This is a genomic window from Halopseudomonas formosensis (assembly GCF_900115905.1).
Lineage (GTDB): Bacteria > Pseudomonadota > Gammaproteobacteria > Pseudomonadales > Pseudomonadaceae > Halopseudomonas > Halopseudomonas formosensis.
Map to the genome: position 1 here is coordinate 349,139 of NZ_FOYD01000002.1, position 14,981 is coordinate 364,119.

Annotated in this window: 13 protein-coding genes and 1 tRNA gene; 8 read left to right on the plus strand and 6 right to left on the minus strand. The window is 64.4% G+C overall.

Translation table 11 applies throughout. From position 1 onward, the window contains the following. Window positions 1-10: 10 nt before the first annotated feature. Window positions 11-2,137 carry a flagellar biosynthesis protein FlhA gene (flhA, locus tag BM046_RS04720; RefSeq protein ID WP_090537496.1) on the minus strand — a complete coding sequence of 709 codons (2,127 nt, stop codon included), beginning with the start codon at window positions 2,135-2,137 and terminating at the stop codon, window positions 11-13. 166 nt (window positions 2,138-2,303) lie between these two features. Here flhA and BM046_RS04725 point away from each other — a divergent pair, with 166 nt between their 5' ends. The 4 genes from BM046_RS04725 to BM046_RS04740 all read left to right on the plus strand — a co-directional run bounded on the left by BM046_RS04725 (window position 2,304) and on the right by BM046_RS04740 (window position 6,961). Continuing rightward, on the plus strand, window positions 2,304-3,425 hold the full coding sequence (locus tag BM046_RS04725; RefSeq protein WP_090537498.1) for a tetratricopeptide repeat protein: 1,122 nt from the start codon (window positions 2,304-2,306) through the stop codon (window positions 3,423-3,425). Window positions 3,426-3,434: 9 nt separating this feature from the next. Then, on the plus strand, window positions 3,435-5,756 hold the full coding sequence (locus BM046_RS04730; protein WP_090537500.1) for an EAL domain-containing protein: 2,322 nt from the start codon (window positions 3,435-3,437) through the stop codon (window positions 5,754-5,756). A 33-nt stretch (window positions 5,757-5,789) separates the two neighbouring features. Next, window positions 5,790-6,788, plus strand: a complete 999-nt coding sequence (locus tag BM046_RS04735; protein ID WP_090537501.1) for an LLM class flavin-dependent oxidoreductase — start codon at window positions 5,790-5,792, stop codon at window positions 6,786-6,788. A 99-nt stretch (window positions 6,789-6,887) separates the two neighbouring features. Beyond that, window positions 6,888-6,961, plus strand: a tRNA-Gly gene (locus tag BM046_RS04740). A gap of 48 nt (window positions 6,962-7,009) precedes the next feature. Here BM046_RS04740 and BM046_RS04745 read toward each other — a convergent pair. After that, a complete protein-coding gene (locus BM046_RS04745; protein ID WP_407920432.1) occupies window positions 7,010-7,897 on the minus strand; it encodes an ATP-binding protein in 888 nt (295 codons plus the stop codon). A gap of 23 nt (window positions 7,898-7,920) precedes the next feature. Further along, complete coding sequence (gene msrB, locus BM046_RS04750; RefSeq protein ID WP_090537502.1) at window positions 7,921-8,316, minus strand: peptide-methionine (R)-S-oxide reductase MsrB; 396 nt, start codon at window positions 8,314-8,316, stop codon at window positions 7,921-7,923. A gap of 121 nt (window positions 8,317-8,437) precedes the next feature. On the opposite strand from msrB, the gene BM046_RS04755 reads away from it, so the two are divergent. The 3 genes from BM046_RS04755 to BM046_RS04765 all read left to right on the plus strand — a co-directional run bounded on the left by BM046_RS04755 (window position 8,438) and on the right by BM046_RS04765 (window position 11,271). Next, the gene (locus BM046_RS04755; RefSeq protein WP_090537504.1) at window positions 8,438-9,649 is read left to right on the plus strand and encodes a pyridoxal phosphate-dependent aminotransferase; all 1,212 of its coding nucleotides are present in this window, start codon (window positions 8,438-8,440) and stop codon (window positions 9,647-9,649) included. Between the two features lie 353 nt (window positions 9,650-10,002). After that, on the plus strand, window positions 10,003-10,896 hold the full coding sequence (gene htpX, locus BM046_RS04760; protein WP_090537506.1) for a protease HtpX: 894 nt from the start codon (window positions 10,003-10,005) through the stop codon (window positions 10,894-10,896). A 186-nt stretch (window positions 10,897-11,082) separates the two neighbouring features. Continuing rightward, window positions 11,083-11,271, plus strand: a complete 189-nt coding sequence (locus BM046_RS04765) for a PA1571 family protein (RefSeq protein ID WP_090537508.1) — start codon at window positions 11,083-11,085, stop codon at window positions 11,269-11,271. On the opposite strand, the gene pdxB is transcribed toward BM046_RS04765, so the two are convergent. Together pdxB and BM046_RS04775 are read right to left on the minus strand one after the other, a co-directional pair. Then, complete coding sequence (pdxB, locus tag BM046_RS04770) at window positions 11,268-12,419, minus strand: 4-phosphoerythronate dehydrogenase PdxB (protein ID WP_090537510.1); 1,152 nt, start codon at window positions 12,417-12,419, stop codon at window positions 11,268-11,270. The two genes, BM046_RS04765 and pdxB, sit on opposite strands and share 4 nt — an antisense overlap. A 74-nt stretch (window positions 12,420-12,493) precedes the next feature. Next, window positions 12,494-13,030, minus strand: coding sequence for an elongation factor P hydroxylase (locus BM046_RS04775; RefSeq protein WP_090537512.1), 537 nt, complete (start codon window positions 13,028-13,030; stop codon window positions 12,494-12,496). Between the two features lie 65 nt (window positions 13,031-13,095). On the opposite strand from BM046_RS04775, the gene BM046_RS04780 reads away from it, so the two are divergent. Further along, window positions 13,096-14,547 (plus strand): MATE family efflux transporter, encoded by a 1,452-nt coding sequence (locus BM046_RS04780; protein WP_090537514.1) that lies wholly within the window; start codon window positions 13,096-13,098, stop codon window positions 14,545-14,547. 170 nt (window positions 14,548-14,717) lie between these two features. Here the strand turns inward: BM046_RS04780 and tusA are convergent, their stop codons facing one another. Further along, a complete protein-coding gene (gene tusA / locus BM046_RS04785; RefSeq protein ID WP_090537516.1) occupies window positions 14,718-14,963 on the minus strand; it encodes a sulfurtransferase TusA in 246 nt (81 codons plus the stop codon). Between the last annotated feature and the right edge of the window lie 18 nt (window positions 14,964-14,981).

The following is a 14,981-nucleotide window of genomic DNA, read 5'->3' on the forward strand; positions in this document are numbered from 1 at the left end:
CACCCTGTAATCAATTCTGTCCGACGGTGGCAACGATGGTGACCTGTTTGCTGTCCGGGATTTCCTGGTACGACAGCACATGGGCGCCGGGGGCGGCATAGCGAACGAACTTCGCCATCATGTTGCGGATCGGTCCGGCCACCAGCAGGATTGCCGGCTTGCCCTGCATTTCCTGCCGCTGAACCATGTCCGCCAGGGAGCGCTGCAGCTTCTCCGCCATACCCGGTTCCAGAAGAATGCCGTCATCATTGCCCTGCCCGGCCTTCTGCACACTCTGAAGCAATATCTGTTCCAGCTTGGGATCCAGGGTAATCACAGGCAGCTCGGCCTCAAGTCCCACAAGGCCCTGGACGATGGAACGGGACAGCGCCACGCGCACGGCGCCGATCAGCGCGCCGGTATCTTGACTCTTGCCCGACTGGTTGGCGATGGCTTCGGCAATGGTCCGGATGTCGCGCACCGGCACCTGTTCCTGCAACAGTCCCTGCAACACCTTGAGCAGCCCGGACAGGGAAATGATGCCCGGCACCAGCTCCTCGGCCAGCTTGGGCGAGGCCTTGGCCAGCACCTTGAGCAGCTGCTGCACTTCCTCGTGGCCGATCAGCTCGTGGGAGTGCTTGTAGAGAATCTGATTCAGGTGGGTTGCCACCACGGTACTGACGTCAACCACCGTGTAGCCCAGGGACTGGGCTTGATCCTTCTGCGCCGGCTCGATCCACACCGCATCCAGACCGAAGGCCGGATCCTTGCCCGGGATGCCCTTGATCTCGCCGAATACCTGCCCGGGGTTGATGGCCAGCTCACGGTCGGCATGGACCTCGGCCTCTGCCACCCCGACGCCCATCAGGGTGATGCGATAAACGTTGGGCGCCAGGTCGAGGTTGTCGCGGATATGCACCGAGGGCATGAGAAAGCCCAGATCCTGGGACAGCTTCTTGCGGATGCCCTTGATGCGCGCCAGCAGCTGTCCACCCTGACTGCGGTCGACCAGCGGGATCAGGCGGTAACCGACCTCGAGACCGACCATGTCCACCGGAGTCACGTCGTCCCAGCCCAACTCCCGGGTCTCGGGACGCTGCAACGCCGGCAGCTGTGCCTTCTGCTCCTCGGCAGCCCGCTCCTCCTCGGCCTTGACCTGCTGCCGGTGATGGATGAACCAGGCTCCGCCGGCGGCAAGCGCACCGAGGCTGAGGAAGGAGAAATGCGGCATGCCGGGGATCAGCCCCATGATCACCAGAATCGCAGCAGCAATGCCCAGTGCCTTGGGCGAGGCGAACATCTGCCGCTTGACCTGGGAGCCCATGTCTTCGGAGGTGGACACCCGGGTAACCATGATGGCTGCGGCGGTGGACAGCAGCAGCGAGGGAATCTGCGCCACCAGGCCGTCGCCGATGGTGAGCAGCACGTAGATATGTCCAGCCTCGGTGAAGCTCAGGCCGTGTTGCCCCATGCCGATGACCAGCCCGCCGATGACGTTGATGAACAGGATCAGCAGGCCGGCCACCGCATCGCCGCGCACGAACTTGCTGGCACCGTCCATGGAACCGTAGAAGTCCGCTTCCTGGGCCACCTCCAGACGGCGACGCTTGGCCTCCTCCTGATCGATCAGGCCGGCATTGAGGTCGGCATCGATCGCCATCTGCTTGCCCGGCATGGCATCCAGCGTGAAGCGGGCACTGACCTCGGAGATCCGCCCCGCGCCCTTGGTGACCACCACGAAGTTGATCACCATGAGAATGATGAAGACCACCAGACCGACGATGAAACTGCCACCGACCACCACCTGGCCGAAGGCCTGGATGACCTTGCCCGCTGCCGCAGGGCCCTCATGGCCATAGAGCAGCACGACCCGGGTCGAGGCCACGTTCAGCGCCAGGCGCAGCAGGGTTGCCACCAGCAGGATGGTCGGAAAGGCAGCAAAATCCAGCGGTCGCAGGGCATAGGCGCAGACCAGCAGCACCACCAGGGACAGGGCTATGTTGAAGGTGAAAAACACGTCCAGCAGGAAGGGCGGCACCGGCAGCATCATCATGCCGAGCATCGCCAGCAGAAGAATCGGCACCCCCAGGCTGCCATGGAGCAATCCGGCGAGGTTGCTGCGCATGCTGGTTAAGACTTGACTCTGATTGACGGCCATTCCCGGTCGGTCCCCGAAAACAATAAATTGACGTGTTAGTTCCCTTGAAGATCGATAAAGCAAGAACTGTTCCACAATTTCCGCGTCACTTCCCCGACGACCTGTGGGTTTGCCGTAGTATCAATGCACTGCCAGACTGCAGTGATGCCAGCACTTTGAGATTGCCATGCGTGCCGTTTACGTATTCATCATGATGAGCCTCATGGCTGGCTGTTCAGTCCTGCCGCAGGCTGGCGACGCGCCCGATTCCAGGCCCGGACAACTGCACCTGGAAGCCGAGCAGCTGCTGGACCAGCCCCTGATCGATCCCCTGACCGCCTTTCTCGAGCGGTACGCCGACACCTATGCCCAGGCGCCGGAATTCCGACGCATCGCCCGCGAGCGTGACAGCCGCTGCCGGGCCATAGGTACCCGTTATGCCCGGCGTGCGCCGACGCCCGAGACCCTGGATGCGCTGCGGATCGGTTATCAGCGCTCCTGCCCGGCCCAGGTCGAGGCCTTCGCTCGCCGTGTTCCGCCAGCGCCAGCACCGTCACCAGCAGCCCCCGCCGCCCCCAGTCCTGCTCCGGAGGCGCCGGGAACCAGCGACTGCTATCTGCTGTATGCCATCCGCAATACCCAGCAAGCCCTGCCCGCCTGCACCCTGGCCGCCGAAGCCGGTGATGCCAAGGCCCGCCATCACCTGGCCAGCCTGCTGCGCACGGATCTGGCCGTCACCGAGGCACGCCACTGGGCTCGGCTGGCGGCGGAGGCGGGTTACCCTCCGGGTCAGCTGCTGTATGCCGAACTGCTCCAGCTCGATCGTACCGATCAGAGCGATGAACAGGCGCTGCAACTGATCGAGGCGGCTGCCGAGGCGGGTCTGGCCGCGGCGCAGTATCAGGCCGGCATGGCCTGGCTCAATGGCGTGGGCACGGGGCCGGATCGCACAAAGGCCATGCGCTGGCTGGAGCGTGCCGCCGGCCAGAACGAGATAGCGGCCCAATTGCAACTGGCACAGCTGCATGCCGAGAGCGCCGCCGAAGCACCCGAGGTCAGGCAGTGGCTGCGGCGGGCCGCCTCCCTCGGCTCCGGCACGGGCCAGTACCTCCTCGGAATGAGCTATCTCGAAGGTGACGGGGGCCCGGCGGACCCGCTGGAGGCCTACGTGTGGCTCAGTCTGGCACTGCTCAATGGCGAGGTGCAGGCACAGAGTGCGGTCAGCCAGCTGGCCGCCCGACTGTCTCCCAGCCAACTGGCCATTGCCCGCCAGCGCATCAACGACGGCCGCCCCGGCCGCCTGCCCTGAGGTATCGCCATGGGCAGGCGCAAGAATTCCATCATGCTGGTGCTGCTGCTGTTGATCAGCCTGTTCGTGGCCGGCATGTGGCTGATCTCCAGCCTGAATCTGAGCTTCGCCGAACGGACCATGAGCGAGCAGCGGGAACGCCAGATTGCCGACACTTTCCATGCCAGCCTGGCCCGCATCAATGCCCATCACTTCCTGCTCGAGCGCAATGTGGCGACGCTGGTCCGCACGGGGGAGTTTCTGCTGCGCAATCAGCAGACCGCCGCCCTGCGCGAAGCAGAACGCAATCTGCTCAGGGTGCTGGACGATCTGCCCGAGGCACGTGGCGGCAGCCTGCTGTTCCATCCCGGCAGCTATCGCGCCAGCGCCTTCGCCGTGCATGCCCAGCGGGGGCCGGCGGGATTGCGGTTGCTCACTGAGGCCGGGGACTTCGCCGACCCGTCACGCTACCTGCAGGCCCGTGAGCTGCTGGCCACGCCCCAGCCGCGCAGGGACTTTCACTGGAGCGAGGCCTATTACAAGCCCCAGCTGGACGAGGCGGTCATCAGCATCAGCGCCGCCATGCAGGATGAACGGGGGCGTTTTGCCGGGGTAGCGCTGCTGGACTGGCAGGCCAGCGAGATCATCCGGCTGGTCAGCTCCATCCGGGTCACCCCGGGCAGCTTCGCCTTTCTGCTGGATCGAGAGAACCGCAAACTCTCCAGTCTGGCGAGTGCAGAGAATGATGCCCGTGCCCAGCACCTGATCGACGAGGTCATTGCCCTGCAACTGCCGGGCGGAGAAGCCAGCCCACCTCCGGCCGAACTGGTCAGTCGCTATCCCGCCTCCCCCATGCAGCATCGGCACTTTCAGGTTGACGGTGTCGACTACGCCCTGCTCCACGCCCCTACCGAGGCGGGCATGGTGTTCGGGATCGGCATCCCCCAGACCGAGATCGACGCGGTGCTGGCGCCGATGCGCGAGAGCAACCTGCGCATCATGCTCGGTACCGTCAGCATCATGCTGCTGCTGTCCTGTGTGATCCTGTATCTGGTGGCCAATACCCTGCGCCAGCTCAGCAGCCTGTACACCGACGCGCTGACCGGGCTGCCCAACCGGGAGCGGCTGCTGCAGGACCTGGCCGGAGACGATCCCGCTACGCTGATACTGCTGAACATCGACGCCTTCCGGGAGATCAATGACTTCTTCGGCAGCAGCTGCGGCGATCACGTGATCCGTGAGGTAGCGGCCGGCCTGCTGGAACATCTCGCCCACTGGCGCCTGGGGCAGGCGCGCCTGTACCACATGCATGCCGACGAGATGGCCATACTGCTGCCCTCCGGCCACCCGCGGCAATTCGCCCCCTGGCTGGACAGCCTGCACGAGCGCATCGCCAGCCTGCCGGTGTACTGGCAGGGCCAGGCCATTACCCTGCAGGCCACCCTGGGGCTGGCCAGCGCCAGCGCCTGCGACACCGCGCCCCTGAGCCGGGCACAGCTGCTGCCCTCGGCCAACATTGCGGTGAAGATGGCCCGGCTGCAGAAGCTCAACTACCTGATCCATGATCCGGCCCACGACCTGCGCGACAGCTACGAACAGAACCTGCTGTGGGCCACCCGTCTGCGCCAGGCGCTCGAGGAGGGACGCATGGTGCCCTTCTTCCAGCCGATCCTGAATCTGGCCACCAATCGGATCGACAAGTACGAGTGCCTGGTGCGCATGCTCGACGAACAGGGCAACCCCATCAGTCCCATGGCCTTCCTGCCGGTTGCCCGGCGCATCCGCCTGTACCGCCTGATCACCCGCAGCATGATCGACCAGTGCCTGGCCCGCTTCGCCGACAGCGAGCTGCACTTCTCCCTCAATCTGGCCTGCGACGATCTGCTGGACGAAGAGCTGAGCGAGTACCTGCTGTCACGCCTGCAGGACCCCTCGCTGGCGCGGCGGGTGATCTTCGAGATCCTCGAGTCGGAAGGCATAGAGAACTACCAGCAGGTACGGCGCTTCATCGACCGGGCGAAGCACCTGGGCTGCCGCATCGCCATCGACGACTTCGGCACCGGCTACTCCAACTTCGAGCATCTGCTGCGCCTGGATGTGGACCTGATCAAGATCGACGGCTCCCTGATCAAGCGCCTGGACCGGGACCCCACCGCCCGCGCCCTGACCGAAGGGATAGTGCGCTTCGCCCGGGAGCTGGGCCTGCAGACGGTCGCCGAGTTCGTGCACAGTGAAGCCCTGCTGCAGCGGGTGCGGGAGCTGGGCATCGACTTCGCCCAGGGCTCCCACATCGGCATGCCGGCGCCGGCGCCGGTTGCCGCCGGGCTGTATTCAGCGCCGAACCCCGGTTAGCATGGACATCCATCCTGCTGTTCCGGAGCTGCCATGAAAACCTCTGCACTACCGCTTTCCATTCTGGATCTGTGCCCCGTGACCCTGGGCTCCACGCCCCGTGATGCCCTGCGCAACAGTCTGGATCTGGCCCGCGCCGCGGAGCGGATGGGCTATCACAGGTTCTGGGTAGCCGAGCATCACAACATGGTCGGTATCGCCAGTGCCGCCACCTCGGTGGTCATCGGCTATCTGGCGGCCGGAACCGAGCGCATTCGCATCGGCTCCGGGGGCATCATGTTGCCCAACCATTCTCCACTGCAGATCGCCGAGCAGTTCGGCACGCTGGAATCACTCTACCCCGGCCGTATCGATCTCGGACTGGGACGTGCACCAGGCACCGATATGCTCACCGCCCGGGCCCTGCGCCGGGGCCGCACCGACGGCGAAGACTTTCCGCAGATGCTCGAGGAGCTGAGGCACTATTTCGCCGAGCCCGAGCCTGGCCAACGCCTGGTGGCCGTGCCCGGCGCCGGACTGGACATTCCGATCTGGCTGCTCGGCTCCAGCACCTTCAGCGCCCAGCTGGCCGCCAGCCTCGGCCTGCCCTTCGCCTTTGCCGGCCAGTTCTCACCCGATTACATGCTCGCCGCAATGCAGGGTTACCGCGAAGCCTTCCAGCCCTCCGACAAGCTGCAGCAGCCGCTGGCAATGCTCGGCATCAATGCCTTTGTCGCCGAAACCCGGGATGAAGCCCACTACCTGGCGACCTCGCACCAGCAGTCCTTCCTCAACATGATCAGGGGTGAACGCGGGCTGCTGCGCCCGCCGGTGGAAAACATGGATGAACTCTGGCTGCCCCATGAGCGGCACCAGGTGCTGTCCACCCTGGCCGGCACGCTGATCGGTGACGAGCAGACCGTGGCCCAGCAGATTGCCGACCTCAGGGAGCGCTACGGGATGGACGAGCTGATCGTCAACAGTCCGATATTCGATCAGGAAAAGCGCCGGGACAGCTATCGCCGGCTGATGCGCGCCGCCGCCAGACTGTAGAGGTTCGACAAGGCCCCTGCTTCGGGGCCCCTGTCACCACACCTTGCGCAAAACAGCGATTGCCGAGTCACGATCAACCTGCGTAAAATGCGCAGCGCTGCGGGTGTAGCTCAATGGTAGAGCAGAAGCTTCCCAAGCTTACGACGAGGGTTCGATTCCCTTCACCCGCTCCAGTTTCGACAAGGCAGCCCGACTCTGCGGACCGCCTGACCCTCCCTGCTTCAGGCTTCCAGCAGCGCCCTGCCCACCCATGACCGGGCAAACTGCCAGGCGCAGCGACCATTGCGGTTGCCTCGGGCGGTGGCCCAGCGGATGGCCTCCTTCTGCAGCTCCTCGTTCCATTCCCACGCCAGACCGTGCTGCGCCGCCAGGCTGCCGAGCCAGTGCCTCACCACGTCCAGATAGTGTTCCTGACTGAAGGGGTAGAAGGACACCCACAGCCCGAAACGGTCGGACAGCGCGATCTTCTCCTCGATCGCCTCCCCGGGGTGCAGCTCGCCGTCGACCATGCTGCTGGCCAGGTTGTCACTGCGCTGCTCCGGCAGCAGATGCCGGCGGTTGGAGGTGGCGTACAGCAGCAGATTGTCCGGGGTTGCCTCCAGCGAGCCGTCCAGTACCGTCTTCAGCGTCTTGTAGGCACTGTCATCGGCCTCGAAGGCCAGATCATCGCAGAACACCAGAAAACGCCAGGGCTGGCCGCTGATCCGCGCGACTACCGCGGGCAGATGCATGAGGTCAGCCTTGTCGATCTCGATCAGCCGCAGACCCTGGTCCTTCCAGGCGTGCAGCAGAGCCCTGACCAGGGAGGACTTGCCGGTTCCCCGGGCACCCCACAGCAGGGCATTGTTGGCCGGCAGGCCACGGACGAACTGACTGGTGTTGGCCTCCAGCAGCTGCTTCTGCCGATCCACGCCGATCAGGTCATCCAGACTCTGTTCAGCGGTGATCTCCAGTGGCCGCAGCCAGCCGCCACTGCCCTCGCCCACCCAGCGGGCGGCAAAGGTGTTACTCCAGTCCAGCGGCGGTGTCGGTGGTGGCAGGGTCTGTTCATAGCGGTCGAGGAAGCGGACAACCCGCTGCATGAATTCGGTAGTGGTGATATCGCTCATGGACCTTCCGGATCAGATGACGTTCAGGCCCGGGATTCTAACCGCAGACACACCGAATTGATGCAATAGCGTAACCCGGTCGGCGGCGGACCATCGGGAAAGACATGCCCCAGGTGGGCATCGCAGCGGGCGCACAGCACCTCGATCCGGTGCATGCCGTGGCTGAAGTCCTCGGCGGTGGCGATCGCTGCTTCGCTCACCGGCGCCCAGTAGCTGGGCCAACCGCAGCCGGCGTCGAACTGGGTGTCGGTATCGAACAGGGGGGCATCGCAGCAGACGCAGTGGTAGACGCCCGGGGGCCCCTTGCGGTAATACTCGCCGGTAAAGGGCCGTTCGGTTCCCTTCAGTCGACAGACCTGAAACTGGGCCTCGGTCAGCTGTTCACGCCAGGCCTGCTCGCTTTTTTCCAGTTTGTCCACATTTTCCTCCGAGAAGTTTGGCGCCCGGGCTTTCTTCGCCGCAGGCGCAGTCGTATGATGCTCGCTTTGCTTTCGCAGTCCCAGCCCACTTTTCATCATCGATGATTTACAGGTAAGTATCATGCAGGTTAGCAAGTCCAACAAATTGGCCAATGTCTGTTACGACATTCGCGGGCCGGTCCTGCGCCACGCCAAGCGCCTCGAAGAGGAAGGTCACCGGATTCTCAAGCTGAACATCGGCAACCCGGCGCCCTTCGGTTTCGAAGCGCCCGAGGAAATCCTCCAGGACGTGATTCTCAACCTGCCCACTGCCCAGGGCTACAGTGATTCCAAGGGGCTGTTTTCGGCGCGCAAGGCGGTCATGCATTACTGCCAGACCAAGCAGTTCCAGGGCGTGGGTATCGAGGATATCTACCTGGGCAACGGCGTCTCCGAGCTGATCGTGATGGCCATGCAGGCACTGCTGAACAACGGCGACGAGGTGCTGATCCCTGCGCCGGACTATCCGCTGTGGACTGCGGCCGTCAGCCTGTCCGGCGGCAAGCCGGTGCACTACCTGTGTGATGAGCAGTCGGACTGGTACCCGGATATCCAGGACATCCGCAGCAAGATCACCCCCAACACCAAGGCCATGGTGCTGATCAACCCGAACAATCCCACCGGTGCCGTGTATCCGCGCGAGGTACTGGAGCAACTGGCCGAAGTGGCCCGCGAGCACAATCTGCTGGTGCTGGCTGACGAGATCTACGACAAGATCCTGTACGACGGCACCGAGCATGATTCCTTTGCCGCCGTCGCTCCCGATCTGCTGTGCCTGACCTTCAACGGCCTGTCCAAATCCTACCGGGTAGCGGGCTTCCGCTCCGGCTGGATGGTCATCAGCGGCCCCAAGCAGCGCGCCGCCAGCTACATCGAGGGTCTTGAGATCCTGTCGTCGATGCGTCTGTGCGCCAACGTGCCGGCGCAACATGCCATCCAGACCGCACTGGGCGGCTATCAGAGCATCAACGACCTGATCCTGCCCGGCGGCCGTCTGCTGGAACAGCGCGATACCGCCTGGGAATTGCTCAACGAAATCCCCGGGGTCAGCTGCGTCAAGCCCAAGGGCGCCCTGTACCTGTTCCCCAAGCTGGACCCCAAGGTCTACCCGATCCACAACGACGAGAAAATGGTGCTGGACCTGCTGCTGCAGGAGAAGATCCTCATCGTCCAGGGCACTGCGTTCAACTGGCCCTGGCCAGACCACTTCCGCATCGTCTCCCTGCCGCGCAAGGATGATCTGGAAATGGCCATCGGGCGGATTGCCAACTTCCTGCGGACCTACAAGCAGTAGGCGCAGGCTGCCCACCCGTTCGCACCGGGGGCGGTGCTCCTACAGAAGGGGCGTGCCCCGCGGTTGTCGGATCCCGCGAAGAGAGCGGGTGCGCAGGGATCGGGCCCTGTGTCGTTGTGGGAGCCCTCGCACCGGGGGCGGTGCTCCTACAGACGAGGCGTGCTCCCCCGGTTGTCGGATCCCGCGAAGAGCGGGTGCGTAGGGACCCAGGCTCTGTGTCGTTGTGGGAGCCCCCGCTCCGGGGGCGAAGGGGCGCGTGGTAGACACGCTTTGATACAGAGTGGGCATTGAATCCGGCCCGCGCAACCCCAACTATAAGCGCAGCTTTCCAGTTCTTTAGGAGTTTCATCTACATGATGCGCATTCTGCTTTTCCTGGCGACCAACCTGGCCGTGGTGCTGGTCGCCAGTATCACCCTGAGCTTGCTGGGCGTGGGCAGCATCCACGACGGCCAGGGCGGGATGAACCTGCAGGCCCTGCTGATCTTCTGTGCAGTGATCGGCTTTGCCGGTTCCTTCATCTCCCTGTTCATGTCCAAGTGGATGGCCAAGCGCAGCACCGGTACCCGGGTAATCACCCAGCCGCAGACCCGTCAGGAGCAGTGGCTGTTGGAAACCGTGGCCGAACTGGCCCGTGATGCCGGTATCGGCATGCCCGAGGTAGGCATCTTCCCCTCCCGGGCGTCCAACGCCTTTGCCACCGGCTGGAACAGGAACGCTGCGCTGGTAGCGGTATCCGAAGGCATGCTGCAACGCTTCAGCCCCAACGAGATCCGCGCGGTCATGGCCCACGAGATCGGCCACGTGGCCAATGGCGACATGGTGACTCTGACCCTGATTCAGGGTGTGGTGAACACCTTCGTCATGTTCTTTGCCCGTATCATCGGCAACTTCGTTGACCGTGCGGTGTTCAAGAACGAGAGCGACGGCCCCGGCATCGGCTACTTTATCGCCACCATCTTTGCCGAGCTGGTGCTGGGTATTCTGGCCAGCATCATCGTCATGTGGTTCTCCCGCCAGCGGGAGTTCCGCGCCGATGCCGCTGCAGCGCAGCTCGCCGGCACCGGCAACATGATCGCCGCCCTCGAGCGCCTGCGTGCCGAACAGGGCATCCCGGTGGAGATGCCCGGGGAGATGACGGCCTTCGGCATCAACGGCAACCTGAAGAACGGTCTGGCCGGCCTGCTGATGACTCACCCTCCCCTGGAGCAGCGTATCGCAGCACTGCGTGCCGGCAACTATCGCTGAGTCAGATCACCGCTGTCTCAAACCCCCGCTCCGCGGGGGTTTTTCATTTCAGGACGCATCCGTCTGCTACCGCTGCGGGATATTTTCTGTAATCCCGCAGTCACAACCCTTGTCTATGCTTTCCATGGGCCAGGCATCGCAGAGTTGCCAACGCCTTACCGATGAGAACTGATTTGGAGAGAATCCATGCGTCAACAGGTACAGCAGAAGCCACGTTTACTGAGTGACAACCTGCCCCGCCCTTCTCTGCAGGCACGGGGCTATCTGGTGGATGAGCAGGGTCGGGAAATCGCCATCACCGAACGCATGATCCAGCAGGCCTGTCAGGAGCTGGAACAGCAGTGGGTCGCACCGCAATCGCTGAAGGCGGTCTAGCCCCCGAGATCGAACCCTGCCGCCAGCAGTCTCCGGGCCAGTTGCGGCTCGGAAGCGGCGGTCACCACCCGTAACAGGTTGCACTCGCGCCGCAGCGGATATTCCTTGCGCAATCTGTCGAACCCCTCCCGACTCTCCTGCTCATCCTGCACCCTGTTCAACATGGCGCGCAGGCGGGCATCATCATCGCGCACGTCATAGACCAGCCGTAACGCGCGCGTCAGCGCCCAATCCGGCGGTGTTCCCGGCTCCAGCTGCCATTGTCCGGCGCCGCTGCGGGGCGCCAGCTGCTCCAGAGCCAGGCTGGCTGGCCGGTCGAGGAAGCGGCACAGGGCCTGGTAGATCTGAGCGGTGCCACGCAGCTTGCCGTCCAGGCTGTAGCCGGCAATATGCGGGGTAGCCAGGCGGCAGCGGGCGGCGAGCGCCGGATCCACCAGAGGTTCGGTTTCCCATACGTCGAGCGCCACCAGCAAGTCGGGACGCTGCCCGAGCACGGCACTCAGCGCCTGATTGTCGATCACCGGACCGCGGCTGCTGTTGATCAGCCAGGTCCCCGGTCGCAGCCTCTCCAGACGCCGGCCATCAAGCAGGTGCCAGGTCGGATGCGGACCCTCGCGGGTAAGCGGAACGTGGCAACTGATGACATCACTGTGCGCTATCAGCTCATCCAGCTCGATCAACCCCTCTCGACCCTGCTCGGCCAGGGGTGGATCACACAGCAGGGTCTTGACCCCGAGCGCCTGCAGCACCGCGGCCAGCCTGCCGCCGACCTCGCCTACGCCGATGATGCCGACCGTCCTGTCCTGCCAGGGCGTGGCCGACTGCTCGGCGAAAGTCAGCAGGCAGCTCAGCACGTATTCCACCACGCCCCGCGCGTTGCAGCCGGGCGCACTGGCCACCTCGATCCCCGCCGCCGCAAGACCGGGCAGATCCAGATGATCGGTGCCTATGGTGCAGGTACCGACGAAACGTACCGGCGTACCCGCCAGCATCGCCGCGCTGACCCGGGTCACCGAGCGTACCAGCAGCACATCGGCATCCCCCAGGGCGGTCTGGTCGATCAATCGCCCGGGCAGGCGGGTGAGGCGACCGAACTCACCGAAGAACTCGTCGAGCAGCGGTATGTTTTCATCGGCAACGATGTGCATGGCAATTCCCGTGACAGTGTTGGGTTCATTGTTGAGGGCGCTGGCGATTCTGTCCACCTGCGCCGGGCCGCAGCTCAGAGCCGATCCAGAGTGAAGGCAGCCGGGTCCAGGCCACCGTCCGGTCGGTAATGGTTGAGCAGCGCATCAATGAAGCAGGCGGGGCGCTCGGGAATGCCCACGTGCAGATAGCTCTGCACCTGCTCCACCACCCTGCGCTTGAAGGGAGCGGGGTCGGTGGTCTCGCCACTGAGATTGTCCAGACTGACGCAGAAGGCATGGTCGGCCGCCGCGCAGAACAGCCATTCCAGCGCCTGCGGCTTGACCTCCACCTGCTCGAAGGCGGCCTGCTGCTCGGCCGTTCGACCATCCGGCGCATACCAGTAACCGAAATCCACCATTTTCCGACGCTCGGCTCCTGCCACACACCAGTGGGCAATCTCGTGCAACGCGCTGCGGAAGTAATCGCGGGTGAAAACGATACGGTGCATCGGATTTTCCCCGTCGGCCGGCAGGTAGATGGGCTCGGCGCCCCCGCCCACCAGCCGGGTGTTGTAGCGGTCGGCAAAGCAATGTTCGAACAGCTGAACCAGATCCTGGCTATCGTGCTTCATTGGGCAGGTAGACAATTAACGGCAAATTGATAGGATGGGTCGCTTTTCCCTCAGAAGTACTCTTCATGACAAGCAGCGAAACCCCCACCCGGTGGCGGCGCAGTGTAACAGAATTGCGGGCGCTGATCTGGCTCGCGCTGCCGATTCTCGCCGCCCAGCTGTCCCACACCCTGCTCGGGTTCGTGGATACGGCCATGGCCGGCCGTGTCAGTGCCGTCGACCTGGCCGCGGTGGCCCTGGGCAATTCCTTCTGGGTGCCGACCTTCCTGTTCATTACCGGGGTGCTGCTGATCATCACCTCCAAGGTAGCGGCCCTCAACGGGGCGGGACGTCTCGAACAGACCGGCGCACTGATGCGCCAGGCGGCCTGGCTAGGTCTCGCACTGGGCAGCCTCGCCGGCCTGTTGCTGTGCGCGGTGGAGCCCGTGTTGCATTGGGCCGGCGTCGATCCGGCGCTGATCCCCAAGAGTGTGGGTTATATCCGTGCAGTAGCCCTGGGCTTCCCCGCCATCGGCCTCTATCAGGCCCTCCGCGGCATGACCGACGGGCTATCCCGCACCAAACCGGCGATGGTCATAGGTTTTCTCGGTCTGATTCTCAATGTGCCGGCCAACTACGTGCTGGTCTACGGCAAGCTGGGTCTGCCCGCCATGGGTGGTGTCGGCTGTGGTGTGGCCACTACCCTGGTCATGTGGTTCATGCTGGCCTGCATGGTCCTCCACCTGAAACGCGCCAGCCTGTACCGGGCCTGTGGTCTGTTCGACCGATTCGAGTGGCCGAACTGGCCGGTGCAGCGGAGCCTGCTCGGTCTGGGTCTGCCGATCGGCATCTCCCTGTTCGCCGAGACCAGCATGTTCGCCCTCATCGCTGTGCTCATCGGCAGCCTGGGCGCTGTGGTGGTGGCCAGCCATCAGGTCACCCTGAGCCTGAGCTCCCTGGTATTCATGGTGCCCTTCAGCCTGGGCTTGGCGATCACCGTCCGGGTCGGCCACAATCTCGGCATGCATGGTGCCAGGACGGCCCTGTTCTCCGCCAAGGTGGGCATTGCCGTGGCCCTGTTCTGCGCCACGGTGTCAGCCACCGCCCTGCTCCTGCTGGCCGAGCAACTGCCGCATATCTACACCCGCGACCCGGCTGTTCTGGCGCTGTCTGCCAGCCTGCTGGCCTACGCGGCGCTCTATCAGTTTTCAGACTCGATCCAGGTGGCCTGCGCCGGTGCCCTGCGGGGCTATCAGGACACCCGGGTGCCCATGTTGCTGACCATGATTGCCTACTGGCTGATCGGGCTGCCCAGCGGGTATGTGCTGGGGCTGACCGACCTGCTGGGCGCGCCCCGGGGCCCGGCGGGGTTCTGGCAGGGTCTGATCCTCGGCCTGACTGCTGCGGCGTTGTTTCTCTCGCTGCGCCTGGCAGTGATCGGCGGGCGCCGCAAGCGGGTGCTCGGCGCTCCCATGGGATTGCCGGCGGGTACGCAGCACCCTCTCCCCGGCCCCCTCCCGCAAAGCAAGCAGGACTGAGTCGCCGATATCACGTCTATCGCCGGGCGCCTCCCCCGGCGAACGAGTGGCTGTCCGGTTCGCGCCGAGGGCGACGCTCCCACAAAATCCATCCGACCCATTGAGCAGCCGCCGTCCCGGGCCCGCGTCGGCGGTATCGTCACCGCAAAAAAGCTTTCTGACTCAGCGGATCACCCGGCCTTGCGGATCAGGTAATGGAACTCGCCATCCAGTTCCTGCTGGCGCAGCAGCTGGTGACCGAGGAAACTGCAGAAGCGCGGAATATCCCGCTGGGTGGAGGGATCGGTGGCCAGCACCTCGAGACACTGGCCGACTTCCAGATCCCGCACGGCGTTGTGCAGCATCATGACCGGCTCCGGGCAGAACAGGCCGCGGGCGTCGAGCTGGGCATCGGGGGTAGGCAGGGTGTCGGACATGTACTGGGGATTTCCTGT

What these genes read in the sequence shown, in the direction of transcription:
- flhA (WP_090537496.1), bottom strand. Translation starts at nt 2,137, where the DNA reads ATGGCCGTCAATCAGAGTCAAGTCTTAACCAGCATGCGCAGCAACCTC.
- BM046_RS04725 (WP_090537498.1), top strand. Translation starts at nt 2,304, where the DNA reads ATGCGTGCCGTTTACGTATTCATCATGATGAGCCTCATGGCTGGCTGT.
- BM046_RS04730 (WP_090537500.1), top strand. Translation starts at nt 3,435, where the DNA reads ATGGGCAGGCGCAAGAATTCCATCATGCTGGTGCTGCTGCTGTTGATC.
- BM046_RS04735 (WP_090537501.1), top strand. Translation starts at nt 5,790, where the DNA reads ATGAAAACCTCTGCACTACCGCTTTCCATTCTGGATCTGTGCCCCGTG.
- BM046_RS04745 (WP_407920432.1), bottom strand. Translation starts at nt 7,897, where the DNA reads ATGAGCGATATCACCACTACCGAATTCATGCAGCGGGTTGTCCGCTTC.
- BM046_RS04755 (WP_090537504.1), top strand. Translation starts at nt 8,438, where the DNA reads ATGCAGGTTAGCAAGTCCAACAAATTGGCCAATGTCTGTTACGACATT.
- htpX (WP_090537506.1), top strand. Translation starts at nt 10,003, where the DNA reads ATGATGCGCATTCTGCTTTTCCTGGCGACCAACCTGGCCGTGGTGCTG.
- BM046_RS04765 (WP_090537508.1), top strand. Translation starts at nt 11,083, where the DNA reads ATGCGTCAACAGGTACAGCAGAAGCCACGTTTACTGAGTGACAACCTG.
- pdxB (WP_090537510.1), bottom strand. Translation starts at nt 12,419, where the DNA reads ATGCACATCGTTGCCGATGAAAACATACCGCTGCTCGACGAGTTCTTC.
- BM046_RS04775 (WP_090537512.1), bottom strand. Translation starts at nt 13,030, where the DNA reads ATGAAGCACGATAGCCAGGATCTGGTTCAGCTGTTCGAACATTGCTTT.
- BM046_RS04780 (WP_090537514.1), top strand. Translation starts at nt 13,096, where the DNA reads ATGACAAGCAGCGAAACCCCCACCCGGTGGCGGCGCAGTGTAACAGAA.
- tusA (WP_090537516.1), bottom strand. Translation starts at nt 14,963, where the DNA reads ATGTCCGACACCCTGCCTACCCCCGATGCCCAGCTCGACGCCCGCGGC.